Annotated in this window: 12 protein-coding genes; 5 read left to right on the top strand and 7 right to left on the bottom strand. The window is 67.0% G+C overall.

Annotation, left to right across the window (positions count from 1 at the left end):
- Positions 1 to 37: 37 nt before the first annotated feature.
- Both ACZK2G_RS05245 and ACZK2G_RS05240 read right to left on the bottom strand, forming a co-directional pair.
- On the bottom strand, positions 38 to 2062 hold the full coding sequence (locus ACZK2G_RS05245; RefSeq protein ID WP_295382339.1) for an esterase/lipase family protein: 2025 nt from the start codon (positions 2060 to 2062) through the stop codon (positions 38 to 40).
- Positions 2062 to 3036: an Lnb N-terminal periplasmic domain-containing protein gene (locus tag ACZK2G_RS05240; protein WP_046982750.1), complete on the bottom strand. Its 975-nt coding sequence runs from the start codon at positions 3034 to 3036 to the stop codon at positions 2062 to 2064. The genes ACZK2G_RS05245 and ACZK2G_RS05240 overlap by 1 nt, the downstream gene beginning before the upstream one ends.
- Before the next feature lie 171 nt (positions 3037 to 3207).
- Here ACZK2G_RS05240 and ACZK2G_RS05235 point away from each other — a divergent pair, with 171 nt between their 5' ends.
- Positions 3208 to 3612, top strand: a complete 405-nt coding sequence (locus ACZK2G_RS05235; protein WP_478474859.1) for a GFA family protein — start codon at positions 3208 to 3210, stop codon at positions 3610 to 3612.
- A 270-nt stretch (positions 3613 to 3882) separates the two neighbouring features.
- On the opposite strand, the gene ACZK2G_RS05230 is transcribed toward ACZK2G_RS05235, so the two are convergent.
- Together ACZK2G_RS05230 and ACZK2G_RS05225 are read right to left on the bottom strand one after the other, a co-directional pair.
- Positions 3883 to 6984 (bottom strand): efflux RND transporter permease subunit, encoded by a 3102-nt coding sequence (locus ACZK2G_RS05230; RefSeq protein WP_478474858.1) that lies wholly within the window; start codon positions 6982 to 6984, stop codon positions 3883 to 3885.
- 4 nt (positions 6985 to 6988) lie between these two features.
- Positions 6989 to 8167 (bottom strand): efflux RND transporter periplasmic adaptor subunit, encoded by a 1179-nt coding sequence (locus ACZK2G_RS05225; protein ID WP_478474857.1) that lies wholly within the window; start codon positions 8165 to 8167, stop codon positions 6989 to 6991.
- A 152-nt stretch (positions 8168 to 8319) separates the two neighbouring features.
- On the opposite strand from ACZK2G_RS05225, the gene ACZK2G_RS05220 reads away from it, so the two are divergent.
- From ACZK2G_RS05220 to ACZK2G_RS05210, 3 genes are all read left to right on the top strand, one after another.
- A complete protein-coding gene (locus tag ACZK2G_RS05220) occupies positions 8320 to 9003 on the top strand; it encodes a response regulator transcription factor (protein ID WP_046982754.1) in 684 nt (227 codons plus the stop codon).
- Complete coding sequence (locus ACZK2G_RS05215; RefSeq protein WP_478474855.1) at positions 8981 to 10366, top strand: sensor histidine kinase; 1386 nt, start codon at positions 8981 to 8983, stop codon at positions 10364 to 10366. Before ACZK2G_RS05220 ends, ACZK2G_RS05215 begins: the two co-directional genes overlap by 23 nt.
- Positions 10367 to 10464: 98 nt before the next feature.
- Positions 10465 to 12555 carry a TonB-dependent siderophore receptor gene (locus ACZK2G_RS05210; RefSeq protein WP_478474854.1) on the top strand — a complete coding sequence of 697 codons (2091 nt, stop codon included), beginning with the start codon at positions 10465 to 10467 and terminating at the stop codon, positions 12553 to 12555.
- Between the two features lie 157 nt (positions 12556 to 12712).
- Here the strand turns inward: ACZK2G_RS05210 and ACZK2G_RS05205 are convergent, their stop codons facing one another.
- The 3 genes from ACZK2G_RS05205 to ACZK2G_RS05195 form a co-directional block, all read right to left on the bottom strand.
- Positions 12713 to 13591 carry a LysR family transcriptional regulator gene (locus ACZK2G_RS05205; protein ID WP_253078959.1) on the bottom strand — a complete coding sequence of 293 codons (879 nt, stop codon included), beginning with the start codon at positions 13589 to 13591 and terminating at the stop codon, positions 12713 to 12715.
- A 38-nt stretch (positions 13592 to 13629) separates the two neighbouring features.
- Positions 13630 to 14511: an SDR family NAD(P)-dependent oxidoreductase gene (locus ACZK2G_RS05200; RefSeq protein ID WP_478474853.1), complete on the bottom strand. Its 882-nt coding sequence runs from the start codon at positions 14509 to 14511 to the stop codon at positions 13630 to 13632.
- 158 nt (positions 14512 to 14669) lie between these two features.
- Complete coding sequence (locus ACZK2G_RS05195) at positions 14670 to 15533, bottom strand: DMT family transporter (RefSeq protein ID WP_478474852.1); 864 nt, start codon at positions 15531 to 15533, stop codon at positions 14670 to 14672.
- 131 nt (positions 15534 to 15664) lie between these two features.
- On the opposite strand from ACZK2G_RS05195, the gene ACZK2G_RS05190 reads away from it, so the two are divergent.
- A complete protein-coding gene (locus tag ACZK2G_RS05190; RefSeq protein WP_295382351.1) occupies positions 15665 to 17044 on the top strand; it encodes an aminotransferase-like domain-containing protein in 1380 nt (459 codons plus the stop codon).
- The last annotated feature ends 44 nt before the right edge of the window (positions 17045 to 17088 follow it).

Genomic DNA, 17088 nt, shown 5'->3' with positions numbered 1-17088 from the left:
ACGGATTCCGCCGGGCATGGCCCGGCGACCTCAGCGGTCAGGGTCTCGCGCCGGTCCCCACATCATCGACGTCGCGATGCAGGATGCGCCGCACCTCCAGCACCGCCTGCGGGGTTTCCTGCACGCTGTGGCCGGAAATGATCACCTTCTCGGACAATGCACCCGGCAGGTGCGCGCTCCAGTACGGCACCAGCCCATCATCGGACTTCTCCACCGGCAGCTCCGGCTTGCGCTGGGCGATGATCGAGTGGTACTTCAGGCCGGCTTCAATCGGCAGCTGCGCGGCGGCCTTCACGAACGGGTCGCTGGCCTTGAGGTTGTCGATGCTGTTGGGAATCTTCGGCTTGGCGGTACCGTCGACCTGCTGCTCGGCCTGCGCCAGCGCCAGGAACACATCCTCGAACTTGCCGAGGATGGTCAGCGGCAGCCGCACCAGGCGACCGATCAGGCGCCCGACCTTGTTGCCTGCGATGTCGGTGCCCTGGTGCGGGGCAGCGATGAAGATCGCACGCTCCACGTTCGGCTGTGCCTTGAAATGCAGCAGCGGCCCCAGCTTGTTCTGCACCCGCTTCAACCGTTCACCCTTCAGATCGTAGTTGGCCAGCAGGTCGTTCCACAGTACATCGCCGGAATCGCTCACCAGCAGCCGCGCCAGTACGCCACCCATGCTGTGGCCGATGTAGACCATGTCCTTCGACGCACGCGTGCTGCCATTGGGATCAAAATGCTTCAGCGTGTCGTTGAACGCGTTGGCGATCTCGTACCGGTTCAACGCAATCGGCGCATTGGTCGGGTAGTAGACCTGCCACACCTGGAACTGCTGGCGCAGCTCGGGATCACCCATGATTTCGTTGGCCAGGTTCACCCACGCTTCCGGGCTGCTGGCCAGGCCGTGCAGCATGAAGATGATGCGGCGGTTCGGATCCCACGGCTGCATCAGGTAGATGTGCGGCTCGCCGATGCCCTCGCTCATGCCGAACAGGGTGCGCAGCGACTGCCGGGCGAAGCCACTCTGCGCCAGCCACAGGCCGTAGGCGGCAGTGAAGTTGCCGGCCAGCGGCACCTGCTCGCCGTGCAGGGTGATGCGCTCGGTGGCTTCCGGCGAATAGGCATCGAGCTCGACCCGGCGCGTGCGCATCACGTCTTCCAGGCTGCTGCCTTCGAACCGCAGCAGCGCAGTGACGTTGATTGAGGACATCTCACTGAACTCGGGCACCGAATCGTCATGGCGATGACGGCGGCCACGACGCTCGTCGTTCTCGTCGTCCTGCGTGGTTTCGGCCTTCGGGCCATCCGGCGCGATCACCGGTGCGACCAGCTTCGGCGGATCCATCACCATCACCAGCTCGGCACCGAAGCCATCGCGGCGATAGGTGCTGCGCAGGCCGACAAAGCTGACGGTGCCGGCCGGAACCAGCTGCGCGGGAATGCTCTTCAGACCCAGCTGCTGGTAGTTGGACGCCAGCGACCAGGTGCCAACCGTGATCGGCTTCGTATAGTCCTCGCCGGCCAGTGCAGCGGCACGCGCGCGCACGAACAACACCACTGCCGCCTTTTCGGCCGCGTAGTTGTAGTAGTCACGCACCTGTGTCTGCCGGTCCTCGAAGGCACGATCGGACGGCGAGCGGCCGCTGTAGAACAGGTACGCGTACGCATAGCGCGCGGCCTCCAGCCACGCATCCAGCGCCGCATCGCTCATCGGCGGATCACCGGCAGCGGTCTTCTTCGGCGTCAGCGCCAGCGCGGCCTTCACCCACAACTCGGACAATGCTGACAGGCGCTGTTCGACGTTGAGGTCGTCGGTCATCAGCAGTGTGCTGCGGCAGACCAGGAAGTCCTTCTCGCACTGCGATTCGTCCAGGCCCGCTGCGCTGAGCGTTTCACGCGCGGCCGGGCTGAGCTTGCCGGTGTTGAGCACATCCGCGCGCTTGTTGACCAGCGAATCGCTGGACTTGACCTGCTTGACGGTGACCATCGCGCAGCCGCTGCTTCCCAGCAGCAGGAAGGCGGCGAACAACACCGGCAGCAGGCGCTGCCAGCGGGTCAGAAAGAGTTGGGTCATTACTGCGGGTCCTGCTCGGTGCCGGGCACGCCCTGGCGGATTACGGTGGAGAAATTGGCGCCATCACCGAGATCCAGCGCGCGCTGGGTGATGCGGCCCTTGGCATGCAGTTCGGTGTACGGCACACCCGGCGTGAGCGCACCGACCTCCTGCGCGTACTCGGCCAGGTAACCGGACAGCAGCAGGCGGTAATCCAGCGGCAGGCGCGGTGCGATATGCCGGGCCAGGTCGAAGACGATGGTCGTGCAGTTGCTGGTCAGCGTGTTGTAGAAGCCCGGCTTCGCATCCAGCTCGCGCGCCTGCGCGATATACGCAGCGAACAGTTCCTTCAGCTGCGCGCGGTCCATGCCGTGCAGGCGGTACAGGTAGACATCTTCGCCACGGGCGTTGGTGCGGGTGCGGATGATGTCGGTCTCCTCCGAAGCCACCAGGGTCATCTCGAACTTGCGGAAGAAGCCGCCAAGCGCCGAGAACGACTCACCGCGCTCCTTGCGGATCTCCAGCGAAAACACCACGTGGCGTCCATCCTCGAAGCCGAACGAGATCAGGGTGTGGGCGATCGCCGGGCCCATCCAGTACGACAGCACCAGGTCGGCCGAGCGCAGCTGGTCCAGGTCGTATTCGCGGCGCACCCAATGCGCGTCGTAGTCGGTTTCGCTGCGCCAGGTGAAGTCACGCACGTTGTCCAGCACCACGTGGCGCCCGTCGAAGGACACCACGTGCAGGCGTTGGGCCACGTCATCGGCCCACACGCGGTCCTGGCGCGGGGTCAGCAGCAGCCACCACAGGCCGGCCAGTGCCAGCGATGCCCCGAAGGCCAGGCCCAGTCGGCGCGAGGCACGGCCCCGCGCGACCCGCCACGATGCCCACAGCGCAACCAGCAGCCACAGCACGGCCACGCCGTTGGCCAGCCAACCCGGCCCCGGCAACTGGTAGGCCAGCAGCCCGCTCACCCACAGCGCCAGCAGCACCATGGCACTTCCTGTCATCCAACGTCCTGCGGCTTTCACTGGCATCCTGTCGCGGTCTCGAAGCCGCATAGTTAGCCACAAGCGGGTTCACCGTGGCATCTACGGTCCGTTCAGGCAGGCTGGCGCAGCGTCGGCAGCGGCCCTGCGGTCGCGTTCCATCCCCGAGGAGAAACCATGGGCATCACTTCCGTGGCCGGCGTTCCGGTCCAACCCCTGCACCGCGCCAGCTGTCATTGCGGCACGGTCGAACTGCTGCTGGACCTGCCGGACGGTATTGTCGAACCTCGCCGCTGCGACTGCTCGATGTGCCGGCGCCGCGGCGCCATTGCCGCCAGCGTCACCCGCCAGGGCCTGCAGGTGGTACGTGGGCAGGACCACCTGCAGCTGTACCAGTTCAACACCCATGTGGCCGAGCACTATTTCTGTGGTATCTGCGGCATCTACACCCACCACCGGCGGCGCTCCAACCCCGACCAGTACGGCTACAACGTGGCCTGCCTGGAGGGCATCGACCCGTTCGCGCTGGGCGTGATACCGGTCAACGACGGGGTCAACCACCCGGCCGACCGCCGCACCTAGTGGCGGGTGCGCCGAGGCGGTGCGGCGACCTTCTGCCACGGTGCCATGCCACTGCGCCCGGCGCGCACCGGGCGCTTCAGCCAGGGCCGTCGCGGCGCGGCCTGGGGCTGCGCTTCAACCGGGGCAGGTGACGGCCTGCGGCCAGGCCAGAGATGGTCGAGCAGCCACATGGCGGGTCTCCGTGGGGGACGGGGACCTGTACGCTAGCGATGCCTGGGCAAAGAACCGGTGAGGGCCCTGCGGCAGTCAGATGACAACCGCGGCCCACTCTCAGTGCTGCAGCCGTGATCGTCCCAGACGGCGTACCAGCACGAAGAACAACGGCACCAGCACCACCGCCAGCACAGTGCCGGAGAGCATGCCGCCGATCACGCTCATGCCGATTTCACGGCGGCTGACCGCACCGGCACCGGTGGCCAGCGCCAGCGGTATCACGCCGGCCACGAAGGCCAGTGAGGTCATCACGATCGGGCGCAGGCGCAGGCGCGCGCCCTGCAGTGCCGCTTCCACCGCTGAACTGCCGGCGCGGTAGCGTGCTTCGGCGAACTCAACGATCAGGATCGCGTTCTTCGCCGACAGGCCGATGGTGGTCAGCAGACCGACCTGGAAGTAGATGTCGTTGACGAACCCGGCCGCGGTGGTCGCCAGCACGGTACCGATCACGCCCAGGGGAATCACCAGCACCACCGCCACCGGCACCGTCCAGCTCTCGTAAAGCGCGGCCAGGCACAGGAAGATGAAAGCAATGGAGGCGGTGTACAGCCACAACGTCTGGTTGCTGGCCAGTTGTTCCTGGTAGGACAGGCCACTCCACTGCAGGTCGAACCCGGGTTGATCGGCAACCAGCGCCTGCATGCGCTGCATCGCTTCACCCGAGCTGCGCCCCTCGGCTGCGCTGCCCTGGATCTGCATCGCCGGCAGGCCGTTGAAACGCTGCTGCAGCTGCGGCCCACGCGCCCAGTGGCTGCTGGCAAAGCTGGCGAACGAAGCCATCTGGCCGTTGCCGCCGCGCACGTACCACTGGCCAATGTCGTCGGGCACGCTGCGGTAGGGTTGGTCGCCCTGCATGTAGACACGCTTGACCCGGCCGCGGTCGAGGAAGTCGTTGATGTAGCTGCCACCCCAGGCGGCAGACAGCGTGGAATTGATGTCGGCCTGTGCCAGGCCCAGCGCACTGGCCTGGGCGTGGTCGATGTCCAACCGCAGCTCGGCCTTGTCGCCCAGCCCGTTCAAGCGCACGGAGGTCAGCCCGTCGTCTTCGCCCGCCGCGCGCACCACCTGCTCCTGCGCAGCCTGCAACGCCACGCGTCCGGCCGCGCTGGTGTCCTGCAGCCACAGTTCGAAACCACTGGACTGGCCCAGGCCGCGCACTGCCGGTGGCGCCAGCACGTTGACCTTGGCATCGGGCAGCTTGCGGAAATAGGCATTGGCGCGCGCGATGATCGCCGCTGCGGTGTTGTCGCCCTTGCGCTCGTCCCATGGCTTGAGTGCCAGGAAGCCCTGCCCCGCATTCTGGCCGGTACCGGCGTTGTTGCGACCGACCACCACGAACACCACGTCCAGGTTCTGCTTCTCGTGCTCCATGAAGTAACGGCTGATCTGCTCGCCCAGCGCCTCGGTGCGCGCCATCGGCGTGCCTTCCGGCGTGGAGAACTGGAAGGTCACCTGGCCCTGGTCCTCCACCGGCAGGAAGCCGGTGGGCATGCGTGCGTACAAGGCAATCATGGCGATCACCAGCAGCAGGTAGAACGCCATCCAGCGGCGCGGACGTGACACCACGCCACCGAGCTTGCCCTGGTAGGCCGACTGGCTGCGTTCGACGCCGCGGTTGAACGCGGCGAAGAAGCGCCCCGGTGGCTTCTGCGCCGACGAGGGCTTGAGCAGGGTCGCGCATAGCGCCGGTGTCAGGGTCAGCGCGACCAGCGCCGACAACGCCATGGCCGATGCAATCGTGATCGAGAACTGCCGGTAGATGATGCCGGTGGAACCGCCGAACAGCGCCATCGGCAGGAATACCGCACCGAGCACCACGGTGATGCCGATCAGCGCACCGGTGATCTCGCCCATCGACTTCTCGGTTGCCTCGCGTGGCGGCAGATGCTCTTCGTGGATGATGCGTTCCACGTTCTCCACCACCACGATCGCGTCATCGACCAGCAGGCCGATCGCCAGCACCATCGCGAACAGGGTCAGTGTGTTGATGGTGAATCCGGCAACGGCCAGCACGCCGAAGGTGCCCAGCAGCACCACCGGCACGGTGATCGCCGGGATCAGCGTGGCACGCAGGTTCTGCAGGAACAGGAACATCACCACCACCACCAGCACGATGGCTTCGATGAGGGTATGGATGACTCCCTCGATCGAGACCCGCACGAACGGTGTGCTGTCACGCGGGTAGGCCACCTGCAGGCCGGGCGGGAAAGTCGGCCGCAACCGTTCAATCTCCGCGCGCACCGCGTCGGCAGTGGCCAATGCGTTCGCGCCGGAGGCCAGGGTCACCGAGAAGCCAGCCGCCGGATAACCGTTGAGATAGCTGCTGGTCTGGTAGTTCTCCGCGCCGATCTCGACCCGCGCGACGTCGCCCAGCAGAACCGCCGCACCATTGGGCAACGTGCGCAGGATGATCGCGCGGAACTGCTCGGGGGTCTGCAGGCGCGACTGCGCGGTCACCGTAGCGTTGAGACTCTGCGTCGGGCTGGACGGCATCGCCCCGAGTTCGCCGGCCGTCACCTGGGTGTTCTGCGCCTGGATCGCGCTGCGCACGTCCGATGGCATCAGGTCGTAGGCACGCAGCTTGTGCGGGTCCAGCCACACGCGCATCGCGTAGGCCGAGCCGAACACGTTGATTTCGCCGACACCGGGAATGCGGCTGATCGGGTCCTGCACGTTGCTGACCAGGAAATCGGAAACATCCACCCGCTCCATGCGCCGGCTGGTGTCGTACAGCGAGACCACCATCAGCGAATCGCCCTGCGACTTCGCGACCGTCACACCCTGCTGCTGCACTTCCTGCGGTAGCCGGTTGATCGCCTGGTTGACGCTGTTCTGTACCTGCACCTGGGCGATATCCGGGTTGGCGCTCTGGTCGAAGGTGACCGTGATGCGCGCCTGCCCGGACGAGGAACTGGTGGACGAGAAATACAGCAGATGGTCGATACCCTTGATCTGCTGCTCGATCACCTGGGTGACGCTGTCTTCCACCGTCTGCGCCGAGGCCCCGGTGTAATTGGCGGTGATGTTGACCTGCGGCGGTGCGATGTCCGGGTACTGCTCCACCGGCAGCTGGGTCACCGCGATGGTGCCGAAGGCCATGATGCAGATCGCCAGGACCCAGGCGAATACCGGGCGATGGATGAAGAAGCGCGGCAGCATGCGCTCAGTCCTTCGCGGTGGAAGCTGGCGCAGGCTTCACCCGCACCGTCATGCCATCGGCCAGGCCCTGCGCGCCGGCTACCACCACCTGCTCGCCGGCAGCCAGGCCATCGAGCACCAGCCACTGGTCGCCGATCGCACGCGCGGTGCGGAACAGCCGCAGCCGTGCCTTGCCGTCCTTGTCCACCAGCCATGCCTGCGCCTCACCCTTGGGGCTGCGATCCACCGCAGCCTGTGGCACCAGCAGCGCCTGCTGGCGGGTCCCCTGCCCCACCAGCGCGCGCACGTACATGCCTGGCAGCAGTTGCCCATCGGGGTTGGGGAAACGCGCACGCAGGGTGATGCTGCCGGTTTCCTGCTGCACGTCGATGTCGGCGAACTCCAGCGTCCCCGGCAACGGGTAGTCGGTGCCATCGGACAGGCGCAGCCGTACCGGCGCAGTATCGGCCTGCACACCACCGTCGGCGATGGCGCGGCGTAGTGCCAGATACTCATTGCTGGACTGGGTGATGTCCACGTTCATCGGGTCCATCTGCTGCACCCGTGCCAGTGGATCGGCCTGGCCGGAGGTAACCAGCGCACCCGGCGTGAACAGCGCGCGGCCGATGCGGCCTGCGATCGGCGAGGTCACCGTGGCAAACCCCAGCCGTGTGCTGGCCGTGTCACGCGCGGCCTGTGCGGCCTGCGCGGCGGCGGCGGCCTGCTGGTCGCCGGCCACCGCATCATCCACGTCCTGGCGCGCGGCCAGCTGGTCCTTGCCCAGCGCCTGCATGCGCTGCGCCCGCAGGCGCGCGGTCACCGCAGCGGCCTCGGCAGTTTTCAGGTTGGCCCGCGCCTCGTTCAGCGCAGCCTGGTACAGCGCGGGCTCGATCTGGAACAGCGGCTGCCCGGCCTTCACCCACTGGCCCTGCTCGAACAGGCGCTTCACCAGCACGCCATCGACCTGCGGGCGCACATCCGATTCCTGCGAGGCGACGCTGCGCCCGGGCAGTTCCTGCTGCAGTGCCAGCGGCTGACTGCGCAGGGTCAGCACGGTCACCTCCGGTGCCGTGGCGCCCGGCCTGGGCGCGTCCTTGCCGCAGGCGCTGAGCAGGCCGGCCAGGGCAAGCGCCAACAGCGGCAGGCCCGCGGTTCGCGGCAGCCGCCAGGCGCGGTACGGACGGGAGCGGTTCGGAGGGATCATCGGCTGCAGGTTCCACGCGTGGGGGAGCGTTCGGCGCCGAATATAGAAGACGCGGCGGCACGATCCTGCTAAATCACGCATGAAACATTTTTCATTTGCAGTCGCTGCCCACGATTGCGAGGATGCCCCTGTCCCACTCTGCACACTGGCCCATGCCGCGCGTACTCACCATCGAGGACGATCTTGTCACCGCAGAGGAAATCGCCACTGAACTGCGCAGCCACGGCTTCGACGTGGACCTGGCCAGCGACGGCGGCCGTGGCCTGGCGCTGGCACGTGCAGGCGACTACGCGGTGATCACCCTGGACCGCATGCTGCCCGGCATCGACGGGCTGGCCCTGGTCACCACGCTGCGCCGTGAAGGCATCACCACGCCGGTGCTGATGATCAGCGCGCTGTCGGACGTGGATGAACGCGTGCGTGGCCTGCGCGCCGGTGGCGACGACTACCTGACCAAGCCCTTCGCCTCCGATGAGATGGCTGCACGCGTGGAAGTGCTGATCCGGCGCCAGGGCCCGACTGGCGCCATCGACAACGTACTGCGCGCCGGTGACCTGGAACTGGACCTGATGACCCGTTCGGCGCGACGCGGCGGGCATGAAATCGCGCTGCTGCCGACCGAGTTCAAGCTGCTCGAATTCCTGGTGCGCAACGCCGGCCAGGTGGTCACCCGCACCATGTTGTTCCAGGAAGTCTGGGGCTACCACTTCGATCCGGGCACCAACCTGATCGACGTGCATATCGGCCGCGTGCGCAAACGCATCGAACAACCCGGCCGGCCGCAGCCGATCCTGACCGTACGTGGAACCGGCTATGTCTTCGACGCGCAATCCTGACCATTGGCGCTCATCCAGCAGCCGCCTGCTGGGCCTGTACTGCATCCTGTTCGTGGCCTTGTCCAGCCTGCTGCTGGGGGTGATGTACTGGCGCATCTCGGACTACCTGAACGACCTGACCGAATCGGGCCTGCAGCAGCGCGCCCATCTGTTCATGAGCTTCGACGGGCCGGCGCTGGATGACGCGCTGCGCGACAGCCAGCGCTTCGACCTGCACCAGGTGTATACGTACGGGCTGTTCGACAAGGCCGGCGTGGCGATGGCGGGCCCGCTGACGGCCATCCCCGAAGGACTGCCGCTGGATGGCAACTCGCATCAGGTAGCGGGTTGGACGCTGGTCGATGGCCGCCACGAGAGCGGTGGCAGCGCGCTCGGCGTGGTGACCCGGGATGGCCGGACACTGGTGTTCGTGCGCCAGAACGGCAAGCTGATGGCGGTCAACAGCATCATCCTCGATGCACTGCTGTGGGGCGTGTCACTGACTGTCATCCCCGGGCTTGTGGGCTGGCATCTGCTGCGCCGGCGCCCATTGAAGCGGATCCAACAGATCGAAGCGGCCACCAACCGCATCATTGCCGGCGACCTCGGCCAGCGCCTGCCGGTGTCCAACCGCCGCGATGAAATCGACCGGCTGTCGAGCATCGTCAACGCGATGCTGGAACGCATCGAACAGCTGATGACCGAGGTCAAAGGCGTGTGCGACAGCATCGCGCATGACCTGCGTACACCGCTCACGCGCCTGCGTGCACACCTCTACCGCATGCGCGTGGGCCTGGACGAACACGACCCGCATGCGGACCCGCTGGACAAGGCGCTGGCGGAGACCGACATGCTGATGGCGCGCTTCGCCGCCTTGCTGCGCGTGTCCGAGCTGGAAAGCCACCAGCGCCGTTCGGCCTTCGACGAGGTCGACATCGCCGACCTGCTGCAGGAGCTGCACCAGTTCTACCTGCCGTTGGCCGAAGAGAAGCAACAGGATCTGCAGCTGCAGGTGGCGCCGCAGATCGGGATGCTGCGCGGTGATCGCGAACTGCTGTTCGAAGCGGTGGCCAACCTGCTGTCCAACGCCCTGCAGTTCACGCCTGCGCACGGGCGCATCCTGCTGCGCGCGGTGGAGGACCACGGCGCGCCCCGGATCGATGTGATCGACAACGGGCCGGGCATCCCGCCGCAGGACCGCACCTTGATCTACCAGCGCTTCTTCCGCGGCAGCAGCAGTGCCGGGCAAGGGCCCGGCTTTGGCCTGGGGCTGTCGATCGTGGCCGCCATTGCCGGTCTGCACGGCTTCCGTGTCCGCGCCGGCAGCGCCCCCGACGGCGGCGCCTGGATGAGCATCCGCGGCGCCGCAGACGGCCTGCCCTGAAGCGGGCTCATCACCGGCAAGTGCATTTGGGAATCATTTGTATTTGAGGACGAGCATCCGGATAATCCGCCGTCACCGCCCTTCCCGGATCATTCCCGATGCCCGCCCTGCCGTCGCGTCCGCTGCTGTACACGCTCGCCCTGCCCACCCTGCTGGCCTCGGCCCTCGCCCAGGCCCAGGACAACCCGGCGGCGCGCACCCTGGACAAGGTAACGGTGGTGGCCGAGCGGGCCAGCACCGCGACCAAGACCGACACCGCCCTGACCGAGACGCCGCAGGCAATCAGCGTGGTCACCCAGCAGCTGTTCACCGATCGCGGCGCACACAACCTGCAGGAAGTGCTGCGCTACAGCGCCGGCGTCACCGCCGATGCCTGGGGCCTGGATACCCGCAACGACGCCACCTCGGTGCGCGGGCTGGACCCGGTGCAGTACCAGGATGGCCTGCGCCGCAGCTACGGTTTCAGTCCCCTCGCCCGCCCGGAGATCTACGGCCTGGAACGGGTGGAAGTGCTGCGCGGCCCGTCTTCGGTGCTGTACGGTGCCGGCGCCACAGGCGGCATCATCAATGCGATGAGCAAGCGCCCGACCTTCGGCGCCCTCAACGGCGAGGTCGGCGTGCAGCTCGGCAGTTTCGACCGCAGGCAGCTGCAGGGTGACATCAGCGGCGCATTGAACGATGCCGGCACGCTTGCCGGCCGCTTCGTCGGGCTGGTGCGCGAATCGAACATGCAGACCGATGTATTGAAGGATGACCGCGTCTACCTGGCACCGTCGATCAGCTGGCGCGGCGAACGCAGCACCTTGACCCTGCTGGCCAGCTACCAGCATGACAAGACCGGCTCCAGCCAGCAGTTCCTGCCGCTGGCCGCGACCCTGCTGGCCCCGCCCGGACGCCGCCTCGACCCGTCCACCTTCATCGGCGATCCCGGCTTCGACCGCATCGACTCGCGTGTGTACAGCCTGACCGCGCTGTTCGACCACAGCTTCAACGACATGCTCAGCCTGCGCTCGGCAGTGCGTTACATCGATGGCAGGACCACCCTGCAGCAGATGTACGTGGACAGCTACAGCAATCCGACCAACCCCTTCATCGACGCCGAGCGGCGCGTGGTCAACCGCACCGCCTACGGCACCCGCCCCGACGTGCAGATCTTCAGCGCCGACAATGCACTGCAGTTCGACTTCGCCACCGGTGCCTTCCAGCATCTGCTGCTGGCCGGCGTGGACTACAGCCAGTACAAGGAGCAGCTGCAGCGGCTGGACGCCACCGGCACGCCGATCGACATCTACACCCCGGTATCGGTAGCACCGATCGTGCGTGGCTGGGATCGTCAGCCGGACCAGACCTCCACCCAGCTGGGTGTCTATGTGCAGGACCAGATCCGTTGGGCCGACCGTGTCTCGCTGGTGCTGGGCGCGCGCCGCGACCATGCCCGCTCGAAGACGGAAGGCCAGCCCAGCCAGACCGACAACGCCACCACCTATCGCGCCGGGCTGATCGGCGAACTGGGTGCGGGCGTTTCGCCCTACCTGAGCTACAGCGAATCGTTCCTGCCAGTGTCGGGGCAGGATCTGTTCGGCAGCGCCTTCAAGCCGATGCGCGGCCGCCAGTCCGAGGCCGGCATCAAGTGGCAACCCGCGCGCAACCTGCTGCTGACGCTGGCGGCGTACCGCATCACCGAAACGAATCGCCAGACCAACGATCCGGACAATGTGTTGAATGTGGTGCAGACCGGCCAGATCCGCTCCAAGGGCGTGGAGCTGGAAGGCCAGTTCCAGTTTTCCAACGACCTGACGGTTACCGCCGCCGTTGCGCGCAACGAGGCTGAGGTCAGCCGCAGCAATTTCGCATTGGAAGTGGGCCAGCGCCTCAACGACACCCCGCAGGACCTGGCCTCGGCCTGGGTGTCGAAGGGTTTCCAGCTGGATGATGCCGCACGCCTGCGGCTGGGCCTGGGCGTGCGCCATGTGGGCAATACGGTGTCGCTGGGCAATGGAGGGCGCATCATCACTCCGAGCTACACGCTGGCCGATGCATTGATGGAAGTGCAGGTGACCGACTGGACGATGGCGTTGAACATCACCAACCTCACCGGCAAGCGCTACTACGCGCCGTGCCGCACCTTTGGCGACTGCTTCGCCGGCTACCCGCGCGTGGTGAGCGGCACCATCAGCTATCGGTTCTGATGGCGACCAGCGCGGGCCGCCGCAGCAGCAGGTGCAACAGCACAGCGCAGGCGGCGGTCAGGTCCCGGCGCGTTGGCCTGGCGCACGCCTGCAGGTGTAATCGACGATGCCGTTGCGCATCTGCTCCGCAGCGCTCAGGACCAGCTGATCCACCGGATCAGCGCGCGGCCGCGGCATCCAGGAAATTGCGCAGCACCGGCGACGGTGCTTCCGGCCGCGTGCAGAACTGCAGCGCGAAGCGCGCTGCTTCATCGGCCAACAGCCGATAGACGATTTCCTGCGAACGGAAACTGGCCATGCTGGCCGGCACGATCGCCACGCCGGCGTCAACCGCCACCAGCGACAGCACCGCGTGCATGCCATGCGCTTCCTGCACCACGCGCGGGGTGAATCCTGCCGCGGTGCACAGGCCCAGCACCTGCGCATGAAAGCCGATGCCCTCGCCCGCCGGCCATGAAACGAACAGCTCATCGGCGAGCATCGCCACACTGACCTCTGGTGCGTCGGCCAGCGCATGTGCACGCGGCAGCGCAATCGCGAGGCGGTCGTGGTCGAAGTCGTGAAGTACCAGCTCGGCCGCGGGAATCGGTGGAATCAGCACGCCGACATCGATGCGCTGCTCACGCAGCCACAGCTGCTGCTGGCGCGAGGTCGCTTCCTGCAGATGCAGCTGCACCTGCGGGTACTGCTGGCGGAAGCGGCGGATCAGGCCTGGCAGGCGGCCATACAGCGCACTACCCACATGGCCCACGCGCAGGCTGCCAGACTGCCCGGCGGCGGCTTCGCGCGTGCGCTGCAATGCCTGCTCGGCCTGCTGCAGCGTTGCCCGCGCCTCAACCAGCAAGGTCTGCCCGGCCGTGGTCAGGCCCAGGGTACGATTGCCGCGCACGATCAGTTCACTGCCCAGTTCGTCTTCCAGCCGCCGGATCGCCGCCGTCAGCGGTGGCTGCGACATGTGCAGGCGGGCCGCGGCGCGGTGGAAGTGCAGCTCTTCGGCCACGGCCACGAACTGGCGAAGCAGGCGCAGGTCGATCATCTCGATGCAGGCAGTGGGAACCCGCCTAGAGTACGCCTTCAGCCGCGCACGTCGACGCTGGCGCGGGCGATGGCCGGCCACTGCAGGGCCACCGACTCGATGCTGTCGGCACTGACCGCGCGCAGATCCCGCGGATACGCCACATGCTCGGCCTCCTGCAGGCGCAGTGCGTGGAACTGGCCATTGCTTGCGCGCAGCACCCATCCGCCGTCCTGGCAGCGCGTGGACGCCAGATAGGCCACGCCCTGTGCGACCGCGTCCGGATGCAGCTCGTCGGGCTCGCCGTCGACGCCCCACATGCGGGTCTTCGCCACCGGCGAAACGGCGTTGGCCACGATACCGTGCTCGGCGCCTTCCAGTGCCAGCACATTGACCAGGCCAAGCGCGGCCAGCTTGCCCATCGCGTAAGCGGACAGCCCGCGCTGTGCGTACTGCGGATACAGCGCGCGATCGGACGTGGTGATGACGATGCGCCCACCGCCCGCCGCGCGCATCGCCGGCCACGCCGTCTGCGCCAGCCACAGCGGCGTCTTCGCGGCCAGGCACAGCATCTCCTCCAGCGCCTCGTCCTCGATCGCTTCCAGCGTCTGGTACTCGACCCAGCCGGCGTTGTGGATCAGGAAATCGATACGGCCGTGCTGCTGCAGCAGATCCTGCACCAGCCCGTGGCAACCCGCGCGATGGTCGATGGGATCACTGACGGCCTGCACCGATAGCCCCCGCGCCTGCAACGCTTCGGCACTGTGCTGGATGCGCAGCGGATCGGTACCACGGCCATCGGTGCCGGCACCGACGTCATGCATCACCACATGCGCGCCACGCTCGGCCAGCAGGCGACTGTAGGCCAGGCCCAGTCCACCGGCGGCGCCGGTCACCAGGCCCACCTGGCCTTCGAAGGAAATACGCGAGATCGGCTTCATCCGCACAGCTTCAACCAAACACGCGGGCCGCAGCCAATACCGTTCGCCGCCCTCCACGATACGCGCACGCTATCGTCGAAAAGGGGACGGAGAGGATTAAGGCGTTTCTGGCACAGTGTGGCCAGTTGCGACTTAATCCCCTCCGTCCCCTTTTTCGCTCAGCGGCTGAAGCGGCGCGCGCCTGCCACGCAGATCACCGCGACCACGGTCACCAGCACCATGCTGAGGCTGACCGATTCGTGCAGCAGCAGCGCAGCCAGAGCCAGCCCGAAGAACGGTTGCAGCAGCTGCAGTTGGCCAACCGCGGCAATCCCGCCCTGGGCCAGCCCGCGATACCAGAACAGGAAACCGATCAGCATGCTGAACACCGCCACGTAGCCCAGTGCCCACCACGCCGAAGCACCGACTGCCGCGAACGAGGCCGGGCGCATCAGCACCGCCAACGGCAGCATCACCGGCAGTGCCAGCAGCAGCGCCCAACTGATCACCTGCCAACCGCCAAGGTGACGGGCAAGCCGACCACCTTCGGCATAGCCGAGCCCACACACCACGATTGCCGCCAGCATCAGCAGGTCAGCCTGAAGCGAGGTCTCGATGCCGTTGCGTACCGCATAGCCGACCACGCAGGCACTGCCCAGCAGCGAGAACAACCAGAATGCGGGACGCGGCCGATCGCCACCGCGCAGTACACCGAACACAGCAGTACTCAGCGGCAGCAGGCCGAGGAACACGATGGTGTGTGCCGATGAAGCGTGGCGAAGGGCCAGTGCGGTCAGCAGTGGAAAGCCGACCACCACGCCGAAACTGACCACGGCCAGGCCCGCCAGATCGGTGCGCTGCGGACGCGGCTGGCGCAGCAGCAGCAACAGGCTGACGCCAAGCACGGCGGCGATGGTGGCACGCGCAGCGGTGACGAATCCGGCGTCCAGCTCCAGCACTGCCAGACGGGTTGCCGGCAACGAGCCCGCGAAAATCACCACGCCGATGAAGCCATTGATCCAACCACTCGCCGACCGTTCCACGCCTGTACTCCTGTCGTGCCGGGCAGCACCCGGCGGGATCTCCATGGAAGCACCCGAGACGGCGCGGCCCCAGCTACAATCCAGTACAGTCGCAAGTAACTGTACTGCCCACACTTCCACTACAGTCCGCCATGCCACGCCCCCTCACCCGCATCGAATCCGTCATCCAGGCGGTGCGCACCCGCATCAGCGCGCGCATCGATGGACCCGGCTCGCGCCTGCCCTCGGTCCGTGCACAGGCCAGCGCCATGGGGGTTTCCGTCTCCACCGTGGTCGAGGCCTATGAGCGCCTGGCGGCCGAGGGTGTGATCAGCGCACGCGCAGGCTCGGGCTTCTACGTCAGCGGGCCTGCTGCACCACTCGCCCTTGCCGAAATGGAGCCCCGGCTGGATCGCGCGGTGGACCCGCTGTGGGTGTCGCGGCAATCGCTGGAAACACCGGCCGGCCATCTCAAACCGGGCTGTGGCTGGATGCCCAGCGATTGGCTGTACCACGACGGCATGCGTCGTGGCCTGCGCCGGCTGGCACGCGCCGATGCGTCACAGCTGGTCGACTACGCCGGCCCGCTCGGCCTGCCCGCGCTGCGCCAGCTGCTGCAGCGGCGTTCGGCTGCCGTGGGCATCGATGCGCCCATGGAACAGATCCTGCTGACCGAATCGGGCACCCATGCGGTCGAGCTGATCTGCCGTTTCCTGCTCAAACCCGGCGACTGTGTGCTGGTCGATGACCCCAGCTACTTCAACTACCACGCGTTGCTGAAGGCACACCAGGTGCAGGCGATCGGCGTGCCCTACACTGCCACCGGCCCGGACCTTGAAGCATTCGCACACGCATTGCAGGCGAATTCGCCGCGGCTGTACATCACCAACTCGGGGCTGCACAACCCGACCGGCGCCGTATTGTCGGCCAGCACCGCCCATCGTCTGCTTGGCTTGGCCGAACGCAGCGAGCTGATCATCGTCGAAGACGACATCTTCGCCGACTTCGAGCTGAGCCCCGCGCCACGGCTGGCCGCACTCGATGGGCTGTCACGGGTGATCCACGTCGGCAGCTTCTCCAAAACACTGTCGGCAGCGTCGCGATGCGGCTACATCGCCGCACGCCATGACTGGATCGAAGCGCTGACCGACCTGAAGCTGGCCACCAGTTTCGGCGGTGGACACCTCGCGGCACAATTGATGCACATCGCGCTGACCGACAGCGGCTACCGCCGCCACATGCAGTCGGTGCGTTCGCGGCTGGCCGATGCGCGCCGGCAAACGCAGCGGAAACTGCAGACTCTGGGCATCACGCCGTGGCTGCAGCCGGAAGCCGGCCTGTTCCTGTGGTGCCAGCTGCCAGACGGTCGCGATGCCGCCGCACTGGCCCGGCGATGCCTGCGCGCAGGCATCGTGCTGGCCCCGGGCAATGCCTTCAGCCAGTCGCAGCGCGCGGCCGACTATGTACGTTTCAACGTCTCGCAGTGCCAGGACCCGCGGATCTGGCAGGTGCTGACGCGGGAACTGCGCTGAGCTGGTTGCGAACCGGCCAGCGCAGGCGGGAGCGTCCAGCCGCA

This window comes from Stenotrophomonas sp. 107298_Sma, from assembly GCF_056480345.1.
The sequence above is the reverse complement of the archived record's forward strand: the minus strand, read 5'-3'. Positions and strand labels throughout refer to the sequence as shown.